The organism is Bradyrhizobium sp. Arg816, assembly GCF_029989365.1.
Taxonomy (GTDB): Bacteria; Pseudomonadota; Alphaproteobacteria; order Rhizobiales; family Xanthobacteraceae; genus Bradyrhizobium.
In genome coordinates this window covers 68262-91296 of the sequence record NZ_JAPRAQ010000013.1, presented here as the reverse complement: position 1 = coordinate 91296, position 23035 = coordinate 68262, and the positions used below count along the sequence as shown (strand labels likewise).

20 protein-coding genes and 1 pseudogene are annotated in these 23035 nt (G+C 63.4%); 7 read left to right on the top strand and 14 right to left on the bottom strand.

Annotated elements, in window-relative coordinates:
- Positions 1-10 precede the first annotated feature (10 nt).
- Positions 11-2860: a bifunctional transaldolase/phosoglucose isomerase gene (locus tag OWC48_RS28215; RefSeq protein WP_282522920.1), complete on the bottom strand. Its 2850-nt coding sequence runs from the start codon at positions 2858-2860 to the stop codon at positions 11-13.
- 304 nt (positions 2861-3164) lie between these two features.
- Here OWC48_RS28215 and OWC48_RS28210 point away from each other — a divergent pair, with 304 nt between their 5' ends.
- From OWC48_RS28210 to OWC48_RS28195, 4 genes are all read left to right on the top strand, one after another.
- Positions 3165-3827 (top strand): STM3941 family protein, encoded by a 663-nt coding sequence (locus tag OWC48_RS28210; protein ID WP_282522919.1) that lies wholly within the window; start codon positions 3165-3167, stop codon positions 3825-3827.
- Positions 3828-4126: 299 nt separating this feature from the next.
- On the top strand, positions 4127-6070 hold the full coding sequence (locus OWC48_RS28205) for a PrkA family serine protein kinase (RefSeq protein ID WP_282522918.1): 1944 nt from the start codon (positions 4127-4129) through the stop codon (positions 6068-6070).
- Positions 6071-6089: 19 nt separating this feature from the next.
- Positions 6090-7367 (top strand): YeaH/YhbH family protein, encoded by a 1278-nt coding sequence (locus OWC48_RS28200; protein ID WP_282523020.1) that lies wholly within the window; start codon positions 6090-6092, stop codon positions 7365-7367.
- Entirely contained in the window at positions 7364-8899 is a 1536-nt protein-coding gene (locus tag OWC48_RS28195; protein ID WP_282522917.1) for a SpoVR family protein, read from the top strand. The genes OWC48_RS28200 and OWC48_RS28195 overlap by 4 nt, the downstream gene beginning before the upstream one ends.
- Before the next feature lie 9 nt (positions 8900-8908).
- Here the strand turns inward: OWC48_RS28195 and OWC48_RS28190 are convergent, their stop codons facing one another.
- From OWC48_RS28190 to OWC48_RS28170, 5 genes and pseudogenes are all read right to left on the bottom strand, one after another.
- Positions 8909-9352, bottom strand: a complete 444-nt coding sequence (locus OWC48_RS28190) for a DUF1801 domain-containing protein (protein ID WP_282522916.1) — start codon at positions 9350-9352, stop codon at positions 8909-8911.
- 2 nt (positions 9353-9354) lie between these two features.
- Entirely contained in the window at positions 9355-9573 is a 219-nt protein-coding gene (locus tag OWC48_RS28185) for a hypothetical protein (RefSeq protein WP_071910157.1), read from the bottom strand.
- Positions 9574-9617: 44 nt separating this feature from the next.
- The gene (locus OWC48_RS28180; protein ID WP_282522915.1) at positions 9618-10049 is read right to left on the bottom strand and encodes an SRPBCC domain-containing protein; all 432 of its coding nucleotides are present in this window, start codon (positions 10047-10049) and stop codon (positions 9618-9620) included.
- On the bottom strand, positions 10046-10369 hold the full coding sequence (locus tag OWC48_RS28175; protein WP_028147048.1) for a helix-turn-helix transcriptional regulator: 324 nt from the start codon (positions 10367-10369) through the stop codon (positions 10046-10048). The genes OWC48_RS28180 and OWC48_RS28175 overlap by 4 nt, the downstream gene beginning before the upstream one ends.
- Positions 10370-10520: 151 nt before the next feature.
- Positions 10521-10748: pseudogene (locus tag OWC48_RS28170) on the bottom strand (hypothetical protein); the annotation flags it as partial.
- 242 nt (positions 10749-10990) lie between these two features.
- Between OWC48_RS28170 and OWC48_RS28165 the strand changes: the two are divergent.
- The 3 genes from OWC48_RS28165 to OWC48_RS28155 all read left to right on the top strand — a co-directional run bounded on the left by OWC48_RS28165 (position 10991) and on the right by OWC48_RS28155 (position 13914).
- Positions 10991-11575, top strand: a complete 585-nt coding sequence (locus OWC48_RS28165; protein ID WP_282522913.1) for an STM3941 family protein — start codon at positions 10991-10993, stop codon at positions 11573-11575.
- Between the two features lie 261 nt (positions 11576-11836).
- Positions 11837-13453: an SUMF1/EgtB/PvdO family nonheme iron enzyme gene (locus tag OWC48_RS28160; RefSeq protein ID WP_282522912.1), complete on the top strand. Its 1617-nt coding sequence runs from the start codon at positions 11837-11839 to the stop codon at positions 13451-13453.
- Between the two features lie 17 nt (positions 13454-13470).
- Positions 13471-13914 carry a DUF4399 domain-containing protein gene (locus tag OWC48_RS28155; protein ID WP_282522911.1) on the top strand — a complete coding sequence of 148 codons (444 nt, stop codon included), beginning with the start codon at positions 13471-13473 and terminating at the stop codon, positions 13912-13914.
- A gap of 137 nt (positions 13915-14051) precedes the next feature.
- Here OWC48_RS28155 and OWC48_RS28150 read toward each other — a convergent pair whose 3' ends face one another.
- The 8 genes from OWC48_RS28150 to pqqC form a co-directional block, all read right to left on the bottom strand.
- Positions 14052-15107: a 2-oxoacid:ferredoxin oxidoreductase subunit beta gene (locus OWC48_RS28150; protein WP_282522910.1), complete on the bottom strand. Its 1056-nt coding sequence runs from the start codon at positions 15105-15107 to the stop codon at positions 14052-14054.
- Positions 15104-16951, bottom strand: coding sequence for a 2-oxoacid:acceptor oxidoreductase subunit alpha (locus tag OWC48_RS28145; RefSeq protein WP_282522909.1), 1848 nt, complete (start codon positions 16949-16951; stop codon positions 15104-15106). Before OWC48_RS28145 ends, OWC48_RS28150 begins: the two co-directional genes overlap by 4 nt.
- Entirely contained in the window at positions 16921-18720 is a 1800-nt protein-coding gene (locus OWC48_RS28140; protein ID WP_282522908.1) for an FAD-dependent oxidoreductase, read from the bottom strand. Before OWC48_RS28140 ends, OWC48_RS28145 begins: the two co-directional genes overlap by 31 nt.
- Positions 18721-18955: 235 nt before the next feature.
- The gene (locus OWC48_RS28135; protein WP_282522907.1) at positions 18956-19633 is read right to left on the bottom strand and encodes a DUF4286 family protein; all 678 of its coding nucleotides are present in this window, start codon (positions 19631-19633) and stop codon (positions 18956-18958) included.
- Positions 19634-19777: 144 nt separating this feature from the next.
- Positions 19778-20764 carry a prolyl aminopeptidase gene (gene pip, locus OWC48_RS28130; protein WP_282522906.1) on the bottom strand — a complete coding sequence of 329 codons (987 nt, stop codon included), beginning with the start codon at positions 20762-20764 and terminating at the stop codon, positions 19778-19780.
- A complete protein-coding gene (gene pqqE / locus OWC48_RS28125) occupies positions 20754-21947 on the bottom strand; it encodes a pyrroloquinoline quinone biosynthesis protein PqqE (RefSeq protein WP_282522905.1) in 1194 nt (397 codons plus the stop codon). Before pqqE ends, pip begins: the two co-directional genes overlap by 11 nt.
- Positions 21944-22255 carry a pyrroloquinoline quinone biosynthesis peptide chaperone PqqD gene (pqqD, locus tag OWC48_RS28120; RefSeq protein ID WP_028147039.1) on the bottom strand — a complete coding sequence of 104 codons (312 nt, stop codon included), beginning with the start codon at positions 22253-22255 and terminating at the stop codon, positions 21944-21946. The genes pqqE and pqqD overlap by 4 nt, the downstream gene beginning before the upstream one ends.
- 12 nt (positions 22256-22267) lie before the next feature.
- The gene (gene pqqC, locus OWC48_RS28115; RefSeq protein WP_306664525.1) at positions 22268-23035 is read right to left on the bottom strand and encodes a pyrroloquinoline-quinone synthase PqqC; all 768 of its coding nucleotides are present in this window, start codon (positions 23033-23035) and stop codon (positions 22268-22270) included.

Sequence of the window (23035 nt, the reverse complement as noted above, 5' to 3'; positions counted from 1 at the left end):
AGAGATTCCCTTAGTTCAGCGCAGCATTAAGCGCCGCGTTGAGCGCCGCGAGACCTTTCTTGAGCCCGCCCTTGAGGTGGACCCGGAGCGCGCGCCGGCCGCGCTCGGTGAGCACGTCGAAGTCGCCGCGCGCCTGCGCGGCCTTGATCACGCCGAAGCTCGCCTTCTGGCCCGGCACCGACAAGTCCTTGGCATCGTCGGCCGTGATCTGGAGAAACACGCCGCTGTCGGGCCCGCCCTTGTAGGCCTGCCCGGTCGAATGCAGGAAGCGCGGTCCGAACTCGGCGCAGGTCGCGACATGACGCTTCTCGCGCACTTCGAGACGCATCGCCTGGAGTGCGTCGATCGTCGCCTTGTCGCGCGCGATGTAGCCGAGCAGGGCGACATAGTCGCCATGGTTGGAGCGGGAGAGATGCGCCTTCAGCCACGAGGTGAGGTCGCCGTTGGCGCCGGCGGCGCGCAGCGCCGTGGCGTTGGCCTCGTCGGTGTAGAGATCGGCCTCGTCGGTGCTGACCACCGGCTGTTCGGCCGGCAATGCGCCAGTTTTCTCGAACGACGCGGTGAGCTCGCGGGTCTTGATCTTGGCCGCTTCCACATCCGGCTGGTCGAACGGGTTGATGCCGAGGATGCTGCCCGCCACCGCCGTCGCCATCTCGAAGCGGAAGAACTCCTGGCCGAGATGGTCGATCGATTTCATCACGATGCGCACGACGGGATGGCCGGCCGCTTCGATCGCGGCAAGCTGCGAGTCATGCGCGGCGTCCGCTTCGCCTTCGGTGCGGATGTCGATGAAGAAGCGGTCGTTGCCGTAGAGCGCAGGCTCGCCCAGCGGCTCGCCGGCGATCGGGATCAGACCCTTGCCTTCCTTGCCGGTCGATTCCGCGATCAGCTGTTCGGCCCAGGCGCCGAAATCGGCGATCTTCTTCGACGACAGGATCGTCACCTTGTCGCGGCCTTCGAGGCCGGCGAGGCCCATCGCAAGCCCGAGCTGGACGCCCGGGTTCTCATTTGGCGGCACGTCGGGTCCGCAGGAGCGGGCCATGGAGAGCGCGTGTTTGATCAGCGTCTTGACGTCGATGCCCGCGGTTGCCGCCGGCACCAGGCCGAACGGCGAGAGCACCGAATAGCGGCCGCCGATCGAGGGTTCGCCATGGAAGATGCGGGCGTAGTTGAGGCTCTTTGCCGCCTTCTCCAGCGACGAGCCGGGATCGGTCACCGCGATGAAGCGGTGGCCGGTTTTCACTTTCGGCCCGACCGCCTGTGCGACGCGTTCGTGGAAATAATCCTTCATCGCGTTCGGCTCGGTGGTCCCTCCGGATTTGCTGGACACGATGAACACGGTGTTGGCGATGTCGATCCTGGCCTCCATTGCCCGAACCTGTGCCGGATCGGTGGAATCCAGCACGTGCAATTTCGGGAAGCCGGACTTCCGCGCAAAAGTCTCGGCCAGCACCTCGGGGCCAAGGCTCGATCCGCCCATGCCGAGCACGACGGCATCGGAGAACTTTTGGCCCTTCACGCGGCTCGCATAGTCCTCATAGTCGGCGACGTCGGCCTTCGCCGCGCTGTCGAGCCAGCCAAGCCATTTGTCCTCGTCGGCGCCGGTCCAGACCGATTTGTCGCGCTGCCACAGCCTGCGGATCTTCGCCGACGCGCGCCATTCCTCGGTGCTCTTCGCCACCGCCTTGCCGAGGCCGTCGCCGAGCGAGAGAAGCTGGTGGTCGATCGCGGGCCCGAGCACGGTCGCCCGCTTGTGGGCGACGGCGCCATAGAGCTTGTCGGCGGCATCGGCGAACTGCTTGACACCGTCCTTGACGAGTTCCTCGGTGATTGCCTCGAGCGAGACGCCGGAGCGCTCCAGCTCGTCCAGCACGCGGCGGGCGTCGTCGACATTCTCTTCCAGGCTGTCGCGCGGCTTGCCGTGGTCGCGGAACGCGTCGAGCGTCGCCGGCGGCACGGTATTGACGGTGTCGGGGCCGATCAGCTCCTCGACATAGAGGACGTCGCTGTAATCCTTGTTCTTGGTGCCGGTGGAGGCCCACAGCATCCGCTGCGGCTTGGCGCCCTTGGCAGCAAGCTTGTCCCAGCGCGGGCCGGAAAACAGGCGCTTGTAATCCTGGTAGGCGACCTTGGCGTTGGCGATCGCGACCTTGCCCTTCAGCGCGGCGAGCCGCTCCTTCTCGGATGGATCGTTGGCGCGGGCGATCTTCTCGTCGAGCTGCTTGTCGACGACCGAGTCGATGCGGCTGACGAAGAAGCTCGCGACGCTCGCCACGTGCGACGGGTCGCCGCCGCCGGCGACGTATTTTTCCAGACCGGCGAGATAAGCCTCGGCGACCTGGAGGTAGACGTCCCTGGCGAACAACAGCGTGATGTTGATGCTGATGCCGTCGCCGATCAGCGTTTCGATCGCCGGCAGGCCCTCCGGCGTCGCCGGCACCTTCACCATCAGGTTCTTGCGATCGACATCCTTCCAGAGCCGCCGCGCCTCGGCGACCGTGCCCGCGGTGTCCATCGCCAGATAGGGCGAGACTTCCAGGCTGACATAGCCGTCGCCGCCCCTCAGGCGGTCATAGACCGGGCGGAGCACGTCCGCGGCATTCTGGATGTCCTCGATCGCGACGGCCTCGAACAGGTCGGCCACGGTCCGGTCGCCGCGCTTCAGCGCCTTGCCGATCGGAGCATCATACTCGTCCGAGCTGCCGATCGCCTTCTCGAAGATCGACGGGTTGGAGGTGACGCCCTTGACGCCGTCGGTGTCGATCAGCCGCTTCAGGTCGCCCTTGGCGATGAAGCCACGGGCCAGGAAGTCGAGCCAGACGGCTTGTCCGTGCTTTTCCAGTTCTTTGACGGGATTCATGATGTTTATTTATCTCCAAGCCTGCGGGCGAGGGGTTTCCGCCCCGGTCCTGACGCGCTATCCTCTAGCCTACATGCTCCCGGGAGGGAACCAATCAAGGGGATAGGCGTCTTACCCTCCAGTGTAACTCCGTCGCGATCATGGCGATCCAGGCGGAAGTAGCCGTGTTGCGTAAAAAGTCGTCGGCCGGAGCAGTGGCCAGGGGCTCGTTGCGCAACGTAGCCGCTTCGTCTCGTCAGCCCAGTCTGCGTGGAGTGTCATCAGCGGATTACGGTCCGCCTGATAGATCGTCGCTCGGCCGCGAATGGCCATGCTGGGGAAGAGCATGCACTCACATCATGACCGTCTGACGCTCGCTGTTGCCGACAGCCCGCAATCGGTTGCGCCGGCCGCATGCGTCGATGCGACCCACGATCTGGAAATCAGTCCATGTACGACCCAGCTGCGGCTGCTGGTCGCGGCGGGCTTCGCAATGACCCTGTTCAGTGCGACCCTTGCCTTCGACTGGTGGGACGGTCTGGGCGACTACGATACGACGGTCGGCTATGCCGGCGTCGTGCTGTTCGGCCTGGTGACCGGCCGGCTGATCTGGCTGCTGCCCGCCGAACGGGGACCGGTGGTGATCGTCACCCCCTATGGCATCCGCGACCTCCGCATCGGCAACGAATTTCTGCTGTGGGACTCGATTGCGGAGGTTTCGACTGAGGAAGGCCGCGGCCACAAGGCGATCGTGCTGACGCTGACGCCGGCCTTGCAGCGGCAGCTCTGCACCATCAGCACCTTGGCGCCCCGCGCGGAGAACGAACGGCAGAATGAACGGATTGTCATCCGCTCCGAGGGGTTGGCGACCGATTTTGATACACTGCTGCGCGCTTGCCGCGATTGTCATGCTGCGAGCGCTGCGCGCACCGCATTGCAGCAGGAAGATGAACGCGGCACGCAAGGCTTCGCCGTACAAGCGTCATAAGATTGCCGCTCGCAGATCGCCCCATGTTGCAGTGCCGGATGGGCTCATCCCCGGTAATGCCCGGATGTTGCGACCAAGTGACATTTTCTGGAAATGAGCGAAGATAGATACAGATTCGCACAAATTACAGGCATGTGCCTGTTCGTAACTCAATGAGTGCCTACGTTGTGCGTTGCGTCGTGTCGGCACCCGGGTGTCCAATGATCGTCATGTGCTCACGCTGATTCGAAATGGCCTGAGGAACGGTCCGGTAACTGCTTTCGTTTCAGCTTGTAGCGGAACTCACGCGGAGAGGGATCATGTATAACGATTCTCTATTCAACGCTTTCGCTAAGTCGTTCGAGGCGAGAAGCCAACACGACATGTCGATGGCGGAATATCTGGAATCGTGTCGAAGCGATCCCATGAAATACGCGAACGCGGCCGAGCGACTGCTAGCAGCCATCGGTGAGCCCCAGACGATTGACACGGCCAAGGACCCACGCCTTGGCCGTATTTTTTTGAACCGCACCATCCGGACCTATCCGGCCTTCGCGGGCTTCTACGGCATGGAAGAAACCATCGAGCGCATCGTCGGTTTCTTCCGCCACGCGGCGCAGGGCCTCGAAGAGCGCAAACAGATCCTCTATCTGCTCGGCCCCGTCGGCGGCGGCAAATCCTCGCTCGCCGAGCGGCTCAAGTCGCTGATGGAAGTGCAGCCGATCTACGTGCTCAAAGCCGGCGATGAACTCTCGCCCGTGTTCGAAAGTCCGCTCAGCCTGTTTGATCCCGATCATCTCGGGCCGATGCTGGAGGAGAAGTACGGCATTCCGCGCCGGCGTCTCACCGGCCTGATGAGCCCGTGGTGCTACAAGCGGCTGGAAGCCTTCGGCGGCGACATTTCTCAGTTCAGAGTCGCAAAAATCCAGCCGTCGCGGCTGCGCCAGATCGCGGTCTCCAAGACCGAGCCTGGTGACGAGAACAACCAGGACATCTCGTCGCTGGTCGGCAAGGTCGATATCCGCAAGCTCGAGACCTACGCGCAGAACGATCCCGACGCCTACAGCTATTCGGGCGGCCTCAATCGCGCCAACCAGGGCATCCTTGAATTCGTCGAGATGTTCAAGGCGCCGATCAAGATGCTGCACCCGCTGCTCACCGCAACGCAGGAGGGCAACTACATCGGCACCGAGAATATCGGCGCGATCCCCTTCACCGGCGTGATCCTCGCGCACTCGAACGAAGCCGAGTGGTCGAGCTTCAAGGCCAACAAGAACAACGAGGCCTTCATCGACCGCATCTGCGTGATCAAGGTGCCGTACTGCCTCCGGGTCACCGAAGAGCAGAAGATCTACGAAAAGCTGATCCAGGGCTCGGAGCTGGCGGCCGCGCCGTGCGCACCCTCGACCCTGGAGACGCTGGCGCGGTTCTCGGTGATGTCGCGCCTGCGCAAGCACGAGAACTCCACGCTGTTCGGCAAGATGCGGGTCTATGACGGCGAGAGCCTGAAGGAATCCGATCCTAAGGCACGGAGCGTCCAGGAATATCGCGATGCCGCCGGCGTCGACGAAGGCATGGACGGCGTCTCCACCCGATTTGCCTTCAAGATCCTGGCTGCGACCTTCAACCACGATCCGCAGGAAGTCGCTGCCGACGCCGTGCATCTGATGTACGCGCTGGAGCAGTCGATCCGCCGCGAGCAGCTCCCGGAGGAAGTCGAGAAGCGCTATCTCGAATTCATCAAGGCGGACCTGGCGCCGCGCTACGCCGAGTTCATCGGCAACGAGATCCAGAAGGCCTATCTCGAATCCTACTCCGATTACGGCCAGAATCTGTTCGACCGCTACGTCGACTACGCCGATGCCTGGATCGAGGATCAGGACTTCAAGGATGCCGACACCGGCCAGCTGCTCGATCGCGAGCTTTTGAACCAGGAACTGACCAAAATCGAGAAGCCGGCGGGTATCGCCAACCCGAAGGACTTCCGCAACGAGGTGGTCAAATTCTCGTTACGGTCGCGGGCCCAGAATGGCGGCAAGAATCCGACCTGGATTTCCTACGAGAAGATTCGCGACGTGATCGAAAAGCGGATATTCTCGCAGGTCGAGGACCTGCTTCCGGTCATTTCCTTCGGGTCGAAGAAGGACGGCGAGACGGAGAAGAAGCACGGCGAGTTCGTCGCACGCATGGTGGAGCGCGGCTACACCGAGCGTCAGGTTCGCCGGCTCGTCGAATGGTACATGCGTGTGAAGCAGGCCGGTTGAGGCGGATGGAAAAGTGCCCATTCACATTATTGACAGGCGCCTGAATCCAGGCGGCAAGAGTCTTGAGAACCGGCAGCGGTTCTTGCGTCGGGCCAAATCCCTGGTGCAGGGCGCCGTCAAGAAGACCTCGCAGGAACGCGACATCAGGGACGTCCTGGAGGGTGGTGAGGTCACCATACCGCTCGACGGCATGCATGAGCCGCGTTTCCGCCGTGAAGGCGGAACGCGCGACATGGTATTGCCCGGGAACAAGAAGTTCATCGAGGGCGACTACCTCCAGCGATCCGGCCAGGGCAGCGCCAAGGACTCAGGTCCCGGCGAAGGCGACAGCGAGGACGCGTTCCGCTTTGTGCTCAGCCGCGACGAGTTCGTTGATCTGTTCCTCGACGACCTCGAGCTGCCCGATCTTGCCAAGCGCAAGATCGCGCAGACCGAGAGCGAGGGCATCCAGCGCGCCGGCTACACCACGTCCGGCTCTCCCGCCAACATCTCGGTCAGCCGGACGGTGAAGCTCGCGCTGGCGCGCCGCATCGCGCTCAAGCGTCCCCGCAAGGAGGAGATCGAGGAGCTGGAAGCCGCGATCGCGGCGTGCACCGACGAGGACGAGCGTGTGGTGCTGCTCGCCGAGCTCGAAAAGCTGAAGGCGAAGACCAAGCGCATTCCCTTCGTCGATCCGCTCGATATCCGCTACCGCCGCTACGAGAAGGTGCCGCGGCCGGTCGCGCAGGCGGTGATGTTCTGCCTGATGGACGTCTCCGGCTCGATGTCCGAGCACATGAAGGATCTCGCCAAGCGCTTCTACATGCTGCTCTACGTGTTCCTGAAGCGGCGCTACAAGCATGTCGAGATCGTCTTCATCCGCCACACCGACCGCGCCGAGGAGGTGGACGAGCAGACCTTCTTCTACGGTCCGGCCTCGGGCGGCACGCTGGTCTCCAGCGCGCTCAACGCGATGCACGAGATCGTACGCGAGCGTTTTAATCCGGCGGACTGGAACATCTACGCCGCGCAAGCCTCCGACGGCGACAATTCCTATTCCGACGGCGAGCTCACGGGCATGCTGCTGACCGACAAGATCCTGCCGGTCTGCCAGTTCTTTGCCTATCTCGAGGTCGGGGAGTCCGGCGGCAGCGCCTTCGATCTCTCCGACTCCTCGCTCTGGACCCTCTACGACCGCCTGCGCAACAGCGGTGCATCGCTCTCGATGCGCAAGGTCAGCGAGCGCAGCGAGATCTTCCCGGTGTTCCACGATCTATTCCAGCGCCGCGAAACTTCCCAGGAGAAAGCCGCTCCATGACGGAACGCTTGTTCGAAGGCGCCGATTGGGATTTTCACACCTTGCAGCGCATCACCGATGCCTGCGAGGAGGTGGCGACGAAGGATCTCGGGCTCGACGTCTATCCGAACCAGATCGAGGTCATCACCGCCGAGCAGATGCTGGATGCCTACTCGTCCGTCGGCATGCCGCTGTTCTACAAGCACTGGTCGTTCGGCAAGCACTTCGCGTTCCACGAGGCCTCGTATCGCAAGGGCCTGATGGGGCTTGCCTATGAGATCGTGATCAACTCCTCGCCCTGCATCTCCTATCTGATGGAGGAGAACACGGCGACGATGCAGACGCTGGTGATCGCCCACGCCGCCTTCGGCCACAACCACTTCTTCAAGAACAACTATCTGTTCAAGCAGTGGACCGACGCCGACGGCATTCTGGACTATCTCGACTTTGCCAAGAACTACGTGATGACCTGCGAGGAGCGCTACGGCCGCGTCGAGGTCGAGCGCACCCTGGATGCCGCGCATGCGCTGATGTCGCACGGCATCGACCGCTATCCCGGCAAGAAGAAGCTGGATCTGCGCGCCGAGGAGAAGCGGGCGGGGCGCCGCCGTCAGCACGAGGAGGAGGTCTTCAACGACCTCTGGCGCACCGTGCCGAAGGGCGCGTCGAAGACCCGCTCCGCGCTCAGCATCGAGCGCCGCCGCAAGCTGCTCGGCCTGCCGCAGGAAAACCTGCTCTACTTCCTGGAGAAGAGCGCGCCGCGGCTGGCGCCCTGGCAGCGCGAGCTTTTGCGCATCGTCCGCCACATCGCGCAATATTTCTATCCGCAGAGCCAGACGAAGGTGATGAACGAGGGGACGGCGACCTACGTCCACTATCGCATCATGACCAAGCTGCATCAGCAAGGCCGCATCACCGACGGCAACTTCCTCGAATTCCTGGGATCGCACACCAATGTGGTGTTCCAGCCCGAATTCGACGACCAGCGCTTCTCCGGCTTCAACCCCTATGCGCTCGGCTTCGCCATGATGCAGGACATCGAGCGCATCGTCACCAATCCAGCGGACGAGGACCGCGAATGGTTCCCTGACATCGCCGGAAAGAACGACGTGATGGGCGTGCTGCGCGACGTCTGGGCCAATTACCGCGACGAAAGCTTCATTGCCCAGTTCCTGAGCCCGAAGCTGATGCGGCAACTCCGCATGTTCCATCTCCACGACGATCCCGAAGAGCGCGCCGGCATCCGCGTCGATGCCATCCACGACGAGCGCGGCTTCCGCCGCGTGCGGCGCGAGTTGGCGCGGCAGCACGATGTCGGCTACATCGATGCCAACATCGAGGTGGTCGACGTCGATCTCTCAGGCGACCGCCGGCTGATCCTGCATCACCACGTCATCAAGGGCTCGCAGCTCAACGAGACCGACGCCAAGCGCGTGCTCCAGCACCTCGCCGATCTCTGGACTTACGACGTCTCACTGATCGAGGTCGATGCCAACGACAAGGTCCTGCGCGAGTATGTCGTAAGCCCGCGCCCGATCCCGGCGGCGGCCTGAGGCGGCTGGCTACGCCGAACGCTTTGCGGGCTTCTTCCTGGCCTTGGACGCATTCAGCTCCACGCCCGCGCGAATGAGCGCCTTCAACGCCTTCTCGTTGATCTTTTCGCCTTCGCCAATGTCGATCGCGCGGCGGACGTTTCCCTCGAGGCTCGAATTGAACAGGCCGGCCGGGTCGTCCAGCGCCGCGCCCTTGGCAAAAGTCAGCTTCACGACGGCCTTGTAGGTCTCGCCGGTGCAGATGATGCCGTCGTGCTCCCACACGGGAACGCCGCGCCATTTCCATTCCTCGACGACATCAGGATCGGCCTCCTTGATCAGGCCGCGGATGCGCCCCAGCATCTCGCCGCGCCAGTCGCCGAGCTCCTTGATCCGGCCGTCGATCAGCTTGGAAGGCGAAGCGCCGTCCGTCTTGGTCGCGCTGCTTGTCTTCGCGGTCACAGCCTTCTTCATGATCACGCCTCTTGCCGCGCGCCGCTGCGGCGGCTGACATAGGGCAGCGCGAACATGTAGAGCCCGGTCGCGAGCAACGGAATCAGCGGGACGAATGCCAGCAGCCCGATCCACGTGGCCTGGATTTGCAGCGTCAGGGCAACAATGTTCGCGATCACGGCGAGCGTGAAAGCGATGGACAGCCAGCGATGGATCTGTCGAACCCACATATTCCCGGTCAATGAGACCTCCTCTTGAGATGTTCGAATGAAAGCCGGCGAGGGACCTAGTCAGCCCGCGCCAGCACCTGGTCCAGCCTGGCGAAAAACTGCTTCCAGCCGGCATGCGCGCCGCCATAGGCCTGCTTCTGCGTCGGGCTGAAGCCCGCCTGCTCGACGCGCAAATGCGTGCCCGCGTTCGTCGGTGTCAACGTGAAGGTCACCACGCTTTTCAGATCGAACGCCGCGTCCTCATGCGAGAAATTCCAGGTATATGCCAGCGCGCGCCGCGGCTCGATGGTGAGGACCTCGCAGTCCAGCACGCCGCCCCATTCGCCGCGAAGATTGAAGCGATGACCGACGACCGGCTTGAAGTCGTTCTTCATCAGCCATTCCTCGATCAAATGCGGCTGCGTCAGCGCGCGCCAGATCCGTTCGGCCGGAAAGGCAAATTCGCGCTCGATCACCACGGAGCGCATCTCGGCGGCAGCTTCGGTCATTGGTCCATCCTCTTCAGGAGATCGTCGAGAGCGTCGAGCCGGTTCTGCCAGAAGCCGGCCATCTGGCCGGTCCAGTCGATCAGCGGATTGAGCGCGCCGGGCTGCGCGCTGTAATGGGTCTGGCGTCCTGCATGGCGGTCGCGCACCAGCCCGGCCTGCTTCAGCGCGCCGAGATGTTTCGAGACCGCCGGCTGGGAAACGCCCGATGTCGCGGTCAGTGCCCCGACCGTCTGCTCGCCCTCCCGGCACAGCCGCTCGAAGATCGCCCTCCGGGTCGGATCGGCGAGCGTCCTGAACAGAAGATCGTGCGCGGCGGACATGTGAAATCCATAACCCATAAGTTATGGATAGACTCATAACCGTAAAGTTATGGGTAAGTCAAGCGCGATGGGAGGATGTGGCGTTCGGTGGCCATATCCACCTTCATTGCGCTCGCAATGACGGAGAATGTGGCGGCGCCGCGCGCAGTGCCTAAGGCCGCAGGTAGAGATAACCCTGCGACTGGAGCTCGGCCAAGCGGACCACGCCGCCTTTCTCCGCGCTGACGAAGCCCGGCAGCAAACCCGCCAGCGTGACGTTCTGCGCCTTCGTGGTGTTGGCGCACGCCGCGAGCTCGACACCTTCCCTGGAGAAATCGCCGACGCGCTTGCCGACGTCGGGATTGGCCTGCGCCCGGTGAAACGCCTTCATCGGCGGCCCCTGCGCCAGCCGTACGATCGCCGACTTGTCATGATCGCACCCGGCGCGTGAACCATTGCTGGCTCGCATCGGAGGACGGTGGGAGCCGACTGGCGGTTAGTCGCAAGCCGAACGCCACGCGTTCAAGTGCCGATGCCTTGCCTTCCCGTGGGGAGCCTCGCGCAAGGTTCCAGTCCTAATGACTTGGAAGACGGGGCGTTCGTAAACCCTGGGTTGTCGCAAAAGGCTGGTGGCGGTCGAACATGTCCGTAGGTCAGAACTTGCCCAACATTACGATCGGCTATTCCCGGGGACGGCTGCTGATGTCTTTCGGCGCCTGTCTGCTGCTGACGCTGCTCTGTGCTGCGCTCGCATTCATGTGGCAGCAAGGCAAGAACATCACCACGTTCGAGGTCGCCGCCTGCTATGTCGGAGCGGTGTTTTTCGGCCTCGCGACCTTCAGGATGCTCTGGAGGTTGATCTCCGCCAGGTCGCCGGTCGTCTTCATCAGCCGCGTCGGCATTCGCGACACCAGGCTCGCCGACGAGACCATCGCCTGGAGCTCCGTGCGGAAGATACAGATCTGGGAGCAGCGCGTGCAGAAGTTCGTGGTGCTCAAGGTCGATCCCCTTGTCGCCGGGCGATTCTCCGGGGGCTTCCTGAGGCGTGCCTTGTCGCTGATGAACAAGACGCTTGGCGCTGACGGCGTGATCGTCAATGCGGGCGGCCTGACCATGGACGTCAAGACATTGCTCGAGACCTGCAAGCAATATTGGGGGGCCGGACGACCGGTCGCTTCGGAGCACTCCGTGCCGGAGCCTGAACCGGAGCCCGAGGCTGTCAGCTGAAGCCGCCGAGGCATCGCCGGCATCGGGAAAAATGCCGCGCATCGCAGCGGCGGTCGAATCAGGCATCGGCGGCGCTGCAGGGTCGTCGCGCAAGCCTTAGTCCGCTGTCGGTCCGAGAAGGTTCAATCCTTGCGGCGATTCTGCCCGGGAACTCGGCGCCGCTGATTTCTACGAGATTGTCGCGGATCATCAATGTGATAGTCTTCACAGACAGCTGAAATTCGACGTCGTAAGCTCACCCGCGTTTGTGGAGTTCCCGCGATGGGCGAGATTCGTAACTTCAGATCCGGAAATCATGACGAGCCGCCGCCACACGGCTCGATGCCTCGTCGTCTCGCCGCAATCATCGTTGGTGACATCGCCTCCTACAGCCGCTTGATGCAGGCCGACGAGGAAGGCACGCATGTTCGCGTCAAGCGGATCGAGCGGGATCTCATCCAGCCCAGCATCGTCGAACACCACGGGGCGTTGGTGAAGACGACGGGAGACGGCTTCATCGCGATCTTCGACAGTCCCGTCGAGGCCGTTCGCTGCAGCATCGTCATTCAGCAGAATCTCGTCGGGCGCAACGCTTCGCTTCCGAAGGACTCCCGGATCGAATATCGGATTGGCGTCAATCTTGGCGACGTCATCGTGGAGCCGGACGATATCTACGGCGATGGCGTCAACATCGCGACGCGCATCGAGGGTATCGCCGAGCCCGGTCAGGTCTATATCTCCGGCGCGATCTACGAGCAGATCAAGCACAAGGTGGTGTGCGGCTATGAGTCGCTCGGCGATCGCAAGGTCAAGAACATCACCGATCCGGTGCGCGTCTATCGCGTGCTGCCGGACGCAGATGCGGTCGGGAGGACGCGAGGCCGGCGCGAGAATACCCTGATCTTCCTTCTGGGCGTCACGCTCCTCGTGATCGCTTCCGGTGTGCTGTGGTATCTGCTGGCGCAGCCGTCGGGCAGGGTGAAGGAGCAGGCCGCCGCGCCGACTGTTGCTCCGGTCGCATCACCGAGCCCGCAACCTGCACCGCGAGAAGCAGCGACGCAAACGCCGCAGCCGTCTCCTTCATTGGCGGCACCGTCTCCATCGCCCGCTCCGGCGGCAAGTGCTTCGGCTTCAAGTGCTCCGGCGCCAAGTGCTTCGGCTTCAAGTGCTTCGGCGCCAAGTGCTTCGACGTCAAGTCCAGCACCAAGCCCATCGGCCACGCCGTTCCGCGAACCCGAGATGATCGCCATTCGCGGCGGCAGCTTCGCGATGGGCAGCAATGACGACCCGACCGAACGTCCCGTCCACCAGGTCACGGTCAAGCCGTTCTCGATCGGCAAATATCCGGTGACCGTGCGGGAATGGAACGAATGCGCGGCTGCAAAGGCGTGCGGCTTCACCGCCATCGGCAAGGACGATGCGCCGATCAGCAATGTGAGCTGGACCGACGCGCAGCAATATGCGGCCTGGCTCGCGCGGACCACGAAGAAGTCGTATCGGCTTCCGAGCGAAGCCGAATGGGAATACGCCGCGCGCGGCGGGACGCAGACGAAATATTGGTGGGGCGACAAGCTCCAGCCGGGTATGGCGGGATGCAAGGATTGCGGTGACCTCGCGGTCGAGCAGCCGGCGAAGGTCGGCAGCTTCAAGCCGAATCCGTTCGGCCTCCACGACATGGGCGGCGGTGTCGATCAGTGGGTTGAGGACTGCTGGCGCAGGACCTATCAGGGCGCACCCGGTGACGGCTCGGCATGGTCCGGCGGGGACTGCTCGTCGCATGTGCTGCGCTCGGGTTCATGGAAGAACGATTCGAGATACGTGAGGCCGTCCAACCGCGATGGCTACGATACCAATGTTCGTTATCCGACGCATGGATTCCGCGTTGCTCTAAGTCCTTAGGTGGTGGAGCCATTTCGATGCAGATCATTCGTTGCGCCGCCCTGGCGATGGCGCTCGCATTGCTCCCAGGCGTCGCCTATCCGCAGGGCAAGACCGCTCCCAAGGACACCAAGCTTTATTTCATCACCCCGCGTGACGGGCAGAAGGTTCGCGGCGCGTTCTGGGTCCGGTTCGGCTTGCGCAACATGGGCGTGACGCACGCCGGCGACGAGTACCAGAACGCCGGCCATCATCATTTGCTGGTCGACGTCAACGATCCCATCGATCCCAAGGAGCCAATCCCGCAGGACAAGTCGCATCTGCACTTTGGGGCGGGGCAGACCGAAACCCAGCTCGAACTTCCACCCGGGACGCACACGCTGCAATTGGTGCTGGGCGACGCGAAGCACTATCCGTTCGAGCCGCCTGTCGTATCGGACAAGATCACCATACGTGTCAGGCAGCCCGCTTCAGCGCGCTAGCCGGTCTGAACGAATCGACGTTGGCTTCGGTATGCGAACCATCTCCGGCGTCATTGCGAGCGTAGCGAAGCAATCCAGACTCTTGCCGCGGAAAGATTCTGGATTGCTTCGCTGCGCTCGCAATGACGAGTGATCGATCACCGCAGGCTGGCGTTGAACTTGTCCAGCGCAGCCGAGCCCGGGCACAGCGTGTCCGCCTCCAGCGTATTGAGCGGCGTCTCGACCGTGTTGAGATGCGTGTGCAGGTCTTCCGCATCGGGATCGACGTAGAGCAGGCCGGTGACGATCTGGCCCTTGGCGGCGTGCTTCTGGAGGAAGGTCTGGGCGCCGAGGCGGTCGTGCGGGTCGTAATCCGCGTCGATTTTGCGCAGCGCGATCTTGCTGCCGTCGTGCTGTTCGACAACCTGCACCGTTCCCGGCGCGTATTCGACGGCGATGGGATCGCGGCCGACCAGCACGTCGAGCCGGTTCACGGCGTCATTGTGCTCGCGCACATAGTCGAAGCTCTTGGTCGAGCCGGCGTGGTTGTTGAAGGCGATGCAGGGGCTGATGACGTCGATGAAGGATGCGCCCCTGTGGCCGATCGCGGCCGCGATCAGCGGCACCAGCTGGCTCTTGTCGCCGGAGAACGAGCGCGCAACGAAGGTGGCCCCTAGCTGTAGCGCGATCGCGACGAGGTCGATCGCGTTGTCGGTGTTGGTGACGCCTTTCTTGGACTTCGAGCCGCGGTCGGCGGTCGCCGAGAACTGGCCCTTGGTCAGGCCATAGACGCCGTTGTTCTCGACGATATAGGTCATGTTGACGCCGCGCCGGATCGAATGCGCGAACTGGCCGAAGCCGATCGAGGCGGAATCGCCGTCGCCGGAGACGCCGAGATAGATCAGGTCGCGATTGGCGAGGTTGGCGCCTGTGAGCACGCTGGGCATGCGGCCGTGCACGGAGTTGAAGCCGTGCGAATTGCCTAGAAAGTAGTCTGGCGTCTTCGACGAGCAGCCGATGCCCGAGATTTTTGCCACCCGGTGCGGTTCGATCGAGAGCTCGTAACAGGCTTCGATGATCGAGGCCGTGATCGAGTCATGGCCGCAGCCGGCGCACAGCGTCGAGATCTTGCCCTCGTAGTCGCGGTGCGTGTAGCCGAGCTCGTTCTTCTTGAGGCCCGGATGATGGAATTTCGGCTTGGCAATATAGGTCATGACACGGCCTTGCGGAGCGGGGTCACCTTGAGGTGATCCTGGTGGTCGCCAATGGCTTTTGCGATGTAGCGGGCGGTGATCGGGGTGCCGTCATAATGCACGATCGGCACGAGGCGCACCGGGTCGATGCCGTTCTCGTTGACGATGAGCTGGCGGAGCTGGGCGTCGCGGTTCTGTTCGACCACGTAGACGAAGTCGTGCTCGGCGAGGAAGCTCGCCACGCTCGAGTGGAACGGGAAGGCGCGGATGCGCAGGCGGTCGAGCTGATGTCCGCGCGCCTCCAGCAGGCCGATCGCCTCGTCCATCGCGGGCGAGGTCGAGCCGAAATAGATCACGCCATATTTGGTCGGCCGTTCCGCGTTGGCCTGGAGCGGGCGCGGGACCAGGTCCTGCGCGGTCTCGAACTTGCGCACCAGGCGCTGCATGTTGTCGGCATAGACCGAGCCTTCCTCGGAGTAACGCGCATAGCGATCGCGCGAAGTGCCGCGGGTGAAATAGGAGCCCTTGGTCGGATGCGTGCCGGGATAGGTGCGGTAGGGAATGCCGTCACCGTCGACGTCGAGATAACGGCCGAAGTCGCGACCTTCCTCCAGCATCTCCGTGGTCATCACCTTGCCGCGGTCATACTGTTTCGCGTCATCCCATTTCAGCGGGCGGCATAGACGGTGGTTCATCCCGATGTCGAGGTCGAGCATCAGGAAGATCGTGGTCTGGAGCCGTTCGGCAAGATCGAATGCGGCCGCCGCGAACTCGAAGGCCTCGGCCGGATCTTCTGGGAACAGCAGCACGTGCTTGGTGTCGCCATGCGAGGCATAGGCGCAGGCGATAATGTCGCATTGCTGGGTGCGGGTCGGCATGCCGGTCGAGGGACCGGCGCGCTGGATGTTCATGATCACGGCCGGGATCTCCGCGAAATAGGAGAGGCCGATGAACTCGGTCATCAAGGAGATGCCGGGGCCGGAGGTCGCAGTGAAGGCGCGGGCGCCGTTCCAGGAGGCGCCGATGACGATACCGATCGAAGCCAGCTCGTCCTCGCCCTGCACGATGGCGTATTTCGCCTTGCCGGTTTCAGGGTCGTGCCGGTACTTCTTGCAGTGGGCGGTGAAAGCTTCCGCCACCGACGAGGACGGCGTGATCGGATACCAGGCGCACACGGTGGCGCCGCCATAGACCGCGCCGAGCGCGGCGGCGCTGTTGCCCTCGATGAAGATGCGGTCGCCGACCTTGTCGGATTTCTTCACCCGCAGCCCGATCGGGCATTTCAGGTTCTGCAGCGCCCAGTCACGGCCAAGATGCAGCGCGTGAACGTTGGAGGAGAGCAGCTTCTCCTTGCCCTTGTATTGCTCGCCGATCAGCTGCTCGATCAGCTTCGGATCCATGTCGAGCAGCGCCGAGAGGCTGCCCAGATAGATGATGTTCTTGAACAGCTGGCGCTGGCGCGGATCGGTGTAGGTCGAGTTGGTGATCGCGGTGAGCGGCACGCCGATCACGGTGATGTCGTCGCGGAATTTGGTCGACGGCATCGGCTTGGTGGAATCGTAGAATAGATAGCCGCCGGGCTCGATGCCGGCGACGTCCTTGTCCCAGGTCTGCGGATTCATCGCCACCATCAGGTCGACGCCGCCACGGGCGCCGAGATGGCCGTCTTCCGTCACCCGCACCTCGTACCAGGTCGGCAGGCCCTGGATGTTGGAGGGGAAGATGTTGCGGGGGGAGACCGGAACGCCGTGGCGCAGGATCGCGCGCGCGAACATCTCGTTGGCGCTGGCCGAGCCCGAGCCGTTGACGTTGGCGAAGCGGACGACGAAGTCGTTTACGCTGCTGAGCGGCTTTTTGTCGGACATGTCGAACCTGCGTGAGTCATCTCGATGAAATATTTCTGCATGTCCCAGGCTCCGGTGGGACAACGCTCGGCGCACAGCCCACAATGCAGGCAGACATCCTCGTCCTTGACCATCACGCGCCCGGTCTTGAGATCGCTGGACACGTAGAGGTCCTGGTCCGGATGCGGCGACGGCGCCTTCAGGCGCTGGCGCAGATCGTCTTCCTCGCCATTTTGCGTGAAAGTGATGCAATCCATCGGGCAGATGTCGACGCAGGCATCGCATTCGATGCAGAGCGAGGTCGAGAACACGGTCTGGACGTCGCAGTTCAGGCAGCGTTCGGCTTCGCCCAGCGCCAGCTTGACGTCGTAGCCGAGCTCGACCTCGGTACGGATGTCCTTCAGCGCAATCACCTTGTCGCGATGCGGCACCTTGAAGCGCTTGTCGTTGGAGATGTCGTTGTCATAGCTCCATTCGTGGATGCCCATCTTCTGCGAGGAGATGTGCACCTCCGGCAGCGGCCGTTCGGTGATGTCATCGCCCGAGAGCATCTTGTGGATCGACAGCGCGGCGTCGTGTCCCTGCGCCACGGCCCAGATGATGTTCTTCGGGCCGAACGCGGCGTCGCCACCGAAGAACACTTTCGGATTGGTCGAGACGAAGGTCTTCGGATCGACCTTCGGCATGTGCCATTTGTCGAACTCGATGCCGCAATCCTGCTCGATCCAGGGGAAGGCGTTTTCCTGGCCGACCGCGACCAGCACGTCGTCGCAGGGAATGGTCTGATCGGGGTCGCCCGAAGGCACCAGATTGCGGCGGCCTTTGGCGTCGTATTCGGCTTTGACGTGCTGGAAGGTGACGCCGATGAGCTTGCCGGCGACATGCTTGAATGCCACCGGCACCATGTAGTTGAGGATCGGGATGTCCTCGTGGATCGCGTCTTCCTTCTCCCAGGGCGAGGCCTTCATCTCCTCGAAGCCGGAGCGCACAATGACTTTCACGTCTGCGCCGCCGAGGCGGCGCGCGGTGCGGCAGCAATCCATCGCGGTGTTGCCGCCGCCGAGCACGATCACGCGCCTGCCGATCTTGTCGATATGGCCGAACGACACCGAGGACAGCCAGTCGATGCCGATATGGATGTTGGCGGCAGCCTCTTTCCGGCCGGGAACGTCGAGCTCGCGTCCGCGCGGCGCGCCGGAGCCGACGAAGATCGCGTCGTATTTCTCCGCGAGCAGCGCTTTCATGCTCTCGATGCGATGACCGCCTTTGAACTCGACGCCGAGACCCAGGATGTAGCCGGTCTCCTCGTCGATGACCGAATTGGGCAGGCGGAATTTCGGGATTTGGGTGCGCATCATGCCGCCGGCCTCGGGATCGCCGTCGAACACGGTGCAGTGATAGCCGAGCGGGGCAAGATCACGCGCGACCGTCAGCGAGGCGGGCCCACCGCCGACGAACGCAACGCGCTTGCCGTTCTTCGGCGAGGGGCGCGGCAGGCGCTGCCTGATGTCGTCCTTGAAATCAGCGGCGACGCGCTTGAGGCGGCAGATCGCCACCGGCGTCTCCTCGACGCGTCCGCGACGGCACGCCGGCTCGCATGGACGATCGCAGGTGCGTCCCAGAATTCCGGGGAACACGTTCGATTTCCAATTGATCATGTAGGCGTCGCTGTAGCGGCCTTGTGCGATCAGTCGGATGTATTCGGGAACCGGGGTGTGTGCAGGACAGGCCCACTGGCAATCGACCACTTTGTGAAAGTAGTCGGGGGCCGCGATATCGGTCGGTTTCATTCCTACCCTGTCCGCACAGGCCCAAAGACCCGGCGGCCTTTTCTTGAGCTTCGCGAACGCTAATGCGCGTCGATCTGGTTTATGAATGACGTCATTGGGTTAGCTTATTAGAACCGTTCCGAAGTACAACGGCAAATTTGCCCGATCACCTGCTTTCATAGGTGCTGCGCGCGCCCAGCATTAACGGCCGCACGCATGATGCGTGCGGTGCAATATGTTGCGTTGCGGATGGCCGCTAGCTGCGCGCGATATCGCTCTTCGCGAGATCCCACATCAGGCTGTAAGTGCCGACGGAGACGGGAAGCGGGAAGGGCGATGCGGCGGGGCCGGTGAAGCGTTCGGCAATGACAGCGGAGACCGCGCCGACATGCGTGCCGTCGATCAGCACGAACCAGTCGCGCGCGCCCTCATTGCGCACCGCCGGAATGTCGGCCGTCGCGCCCGACAATTCCGGCTCGCTTTCGAGCAGATGCATCGAGATGATGCCCTCGCGCTCCCCGGGCGTCAGCTTTTCGTGCAGTGCATCACGCCATGTCCCGGCATTGTCGGCGCTCGGCCGCAGCCGCACCACACCGAGCGCAGCACCGCGACCGGTGCCCTTGCTGATGGTGATGCGCGCGACGACGCGCAGCATGTTCTTGAAATGCGCCATGGTCCGGCGCGACCATTCGGTCTGGTTGGCGAGGCGAGCCCGGTAGGCGGGACTGTCGAGCACGTCGAGCGTCGCGGTCGAGTACAGCGAGAGATATTTGGGGTTGGCGGCATGCGCGACATAGCGCCGCGCCTCCAGGAAACCCTCGATCGCGACGCGCTCTTCCAGATGCTCGCGATCGTACCAGCGGTTGAAATCGGCCTCATCTGGAACCTCGATGTTCATCGACGTCAGCAGCATGCCTTGCCCGGCGAGCGGCATTGTTCTTGTCCTTCCCATGCTATCCCCTCATGGTGAGGAGGCGCGCAAGCGCCGTCTCGAACCATGAAGGCCCCGCTGCTACATCTCGGCCTTATCCTTCGAGACGCGCTCCTGCGGAGCGCTCCTCAGGATGAGGAGATGGATCTAGCGCGAGATCTTCGACGCGAGATCGGCGATCGACCTCATGACCGCGTCCCGCACGCCGGCATCATAGAGCGAATGTCCGGCTTCTTCCACGATCCGAATCTCGGAACCGGGCCATACTTTCGCAAGCCGGTCGGATGTCTCAGGAGGGCACAACAGATCGTAGCGGCCCTGCACGATGATGCCGGGAATGCCGGACAGACGGTCCGCGCTTCGCAACAACTGGTTTTCCGTCATGAAGCTGTCGTGGACGAAATAATGGGCCTCCATGAACGGCGTCGCGGGCAGCGTGCGCCACACGTTCAGCGATGCGAGGTCCAGCCGCGTCTTGGCCGCCTTGTGCTCAGACAGAGCGCGCTCGGTGTCGTGCCAGGCCCGCGCGACGGGACCATGCACGGCCGGATCGGCATCGAGGATGCGGCGCCAATAGGCGTCCACCGGGTGTGCGCGCTCATCGGGCGGCAGCACGCTGAGAAAATCCTCGTAGAGCGCTGGATAGAATTGCGACAGGCGCGATGTGAAAGCGGTTTCGACCTCGGCGCGGGTGCCCAGGAAGGTTGCGCGGAGCGCAATGCCGGAGACGCGCTCGGGATGCGCCTCGGCATAGGCCAGCGCCAGCGTCGCCCCCCAGGAGCCGCCGACCACCATCCAGCGGTCGAAGCCGAATTTCTCGCGGATCTTCTCCATGTCCGCGATCAGATGCGCCGTCGTGTTGTTTTCGCGCGATCCCTTCGGACGGCTGCGACCGCAGCCGCGCTGGTCGAACAGCACGGCGCAGAAGCGATCGGGATCGAACAGCCGCCGATGATCCGGCTGGCAACCGCTGCCGGGGCCGCCATGCAGGTAGATCGCAGGGATTCCGTCGGCGCGGCCGATGCTCTCGACATAGAGCTCGTGGCCGTCGCCGACGTCGAGCATGTCGGAGGTCAGCGGCGCGAAGGGATCGGCACGTTTTGCGGCTGTGCCTGCGTCGGCGTCAGGAATCATTCCCGGATTCCAGAGTGCCGCCGGCGAAATTGCGATAGAGGAAGCGGTTGGTCTCGCCCTCGGCCTCGCGCTCGGCCTGCTTGAAGATGGTCTCGTGCAGCGGCGACAGCGCGCAGGCCGGATCGGTGTTGGCGGCGTCGCCCGTCAGCGCAAAGGCCTGGCAGCGGCAGCCGCCGAAATCGATCTCGCGGAATTCGCAGGATTTGCACGGCTCCTTCATCCAGCCGGTGCCGCGATAGCGGTTGAAGGCATCCGAGTTCTGCCAGATCCAGGCGATCGAATGGTTGGAGCGCACGGATTCGAAATCGAGCCCGGTGATGCTCTCGGCGGCGTGGCAGGGCAGCACCTTGCCGGCGGGCGAGATATTGAAGAACTGCCGGCCCCAGCCGCCCATGCACTTCTTCGGCCGCAGCGCATAATAATCGGGAACGACGTAGTCGATCGCGAGCGTGCCCTTCAGCCGCTCGCGCGCCTCCTCGACGATGCGGGTGCATTCGTCGAGCTGCGCCACGGTCGGCATCAGCGCGGCGCGGTTCTTCAGCGCCCAGCCGTAATACTGCACATTGGCGACCTCGAGCCTGTCGGCATCGAGATCGATCGACATCTGGATGATGTCGGGGAGCTGGTGCAAATTCTGCCGGTGCATCACCGCGTTCACAGTGAGCGGCAGATCGAGCTCGCGGGTCCATTTTGCGACTTCGAGCTTCTTGCGGTGCCCGTTCTTGTAGCCGGCGACGCGATCGGCGAGACCTTCCTCGACGCCCTGGAAACTGATCTGCACATGGCAGAGCCCGGCATCCGCCAGCTCGCTCAGCCGCTCGCGCGTCAGCAGCACGGCCGAGGTGATCAGATTGGTGTAGAGCCCGACGTCGCTGGCATGCTTGACCAGCTCGACGAGGTCTTTCCGCGCGGTCGGCTCGCCGCCGGAGAAATGGACCTGGAGCACGCCGATCTCGGCGAGTTCGCTCAAGACCTTCTTCCATTCCTCGGTCGTCAGCTCCTTGCCGGAGCGGTCGAGCTCGACCGGGTTGGAGCAATAGGGGCATTGCAGCGGGCAGCGATGGGTGATCTCGAGCAGCACCGCGAGCGGAATGCCGAACGTCTCCGCGGTCGAGCGGCTCTTCTCCAGCACCGCGAGGCTGTCGCTAGCGTGAGGCGGGATGGTCGGGAGCACATCGCTCATGACGTCTTCTCCCGGGCCTCGGTGAGGAAGCCCTTGTCGGCGAGATCCTGGAGCATGACGATGACGTCGGCCAGGATCGCCTCGCGCGGCGCGGCGTATTTCGCGGCCAGTTGGTCGGCGACGTCCCCGACATTGCGCTCGCCGTCGCAGAGCTGCAAGACCTCGACCGCGATCTCGTCGGGCGCCAGTACCCGTTCCGGCGCCAGGATCACCCAGACCTTGCGCGTCTCGTCATATTTCAGCTTGGCATGCCGCGGCAGCACCGGGCGGCTTGCCTCGCTGACGCTGATGTTCCGCGGCCCGGCCATTGCGCTTGTCCCTCAGCTCGCCTTTTTGGTTTCTTGGGGCACGAACGCGCCCGGCGGAATGTGGCCCTCGACATAGGCGTGCTGGAGCGCGTCGAGCTGCACCCACAAGACGTTGGTCTTGAAGATCAGCGCGTTGCAGACGGAGGCGCGCTGCTCCGGCGTCGTGGCGTGCGCCTTGACGTAGTCGAGCGCGAAGCCGGCATCGCGCGGCGCCTGCGCCAGCCGCCGCTTGAAGTAGCTCATGATGTCGGGATTGACGAAGTCGTAGTGCTCCAGCATGCCGGAGATGCGCTCCTCGTGCAGGTTCGGCGCGAACAATTCGGTGAGCGAGGAGGCGATCGCCTCCAGCGGGCTCTTCTCGCGGCAGTAATGGACATAGGCTTCGACCGCGAAGCGCGTCGCCGGCAAGATGCCTTCGGTCGATTCCACATAGGCCGTGTCGAGCCCGAGGCCTTCGGTCAGCTTCAGCCAGCGCTCGATGCCGCCCTCGCTGCCGACGTCGCCGTCATGGTCCTCGATGCGGTGGCGCCATTCCAGCCGCGTGGCGCGGTCGCGGAAGCGCGAGATCACCACGGCGTCCTTGATCGGGATCGTGCTCTGGTAATAGTAGCGGTTGAGCGCCCAGGCCTGCACCTGGCCCTTGTTCAGCTTGCCGCCGTGCAGCAGCTTATGAAACGGATGCAGGCTGTGATAGCGCGTCGCCCCGATATGGCGCAGCGTCGCCTCCAGCTCCTCCGCCGAGTTGAGCCTGATGTCCTTGCCAACAGAGAGCGCAGTCAT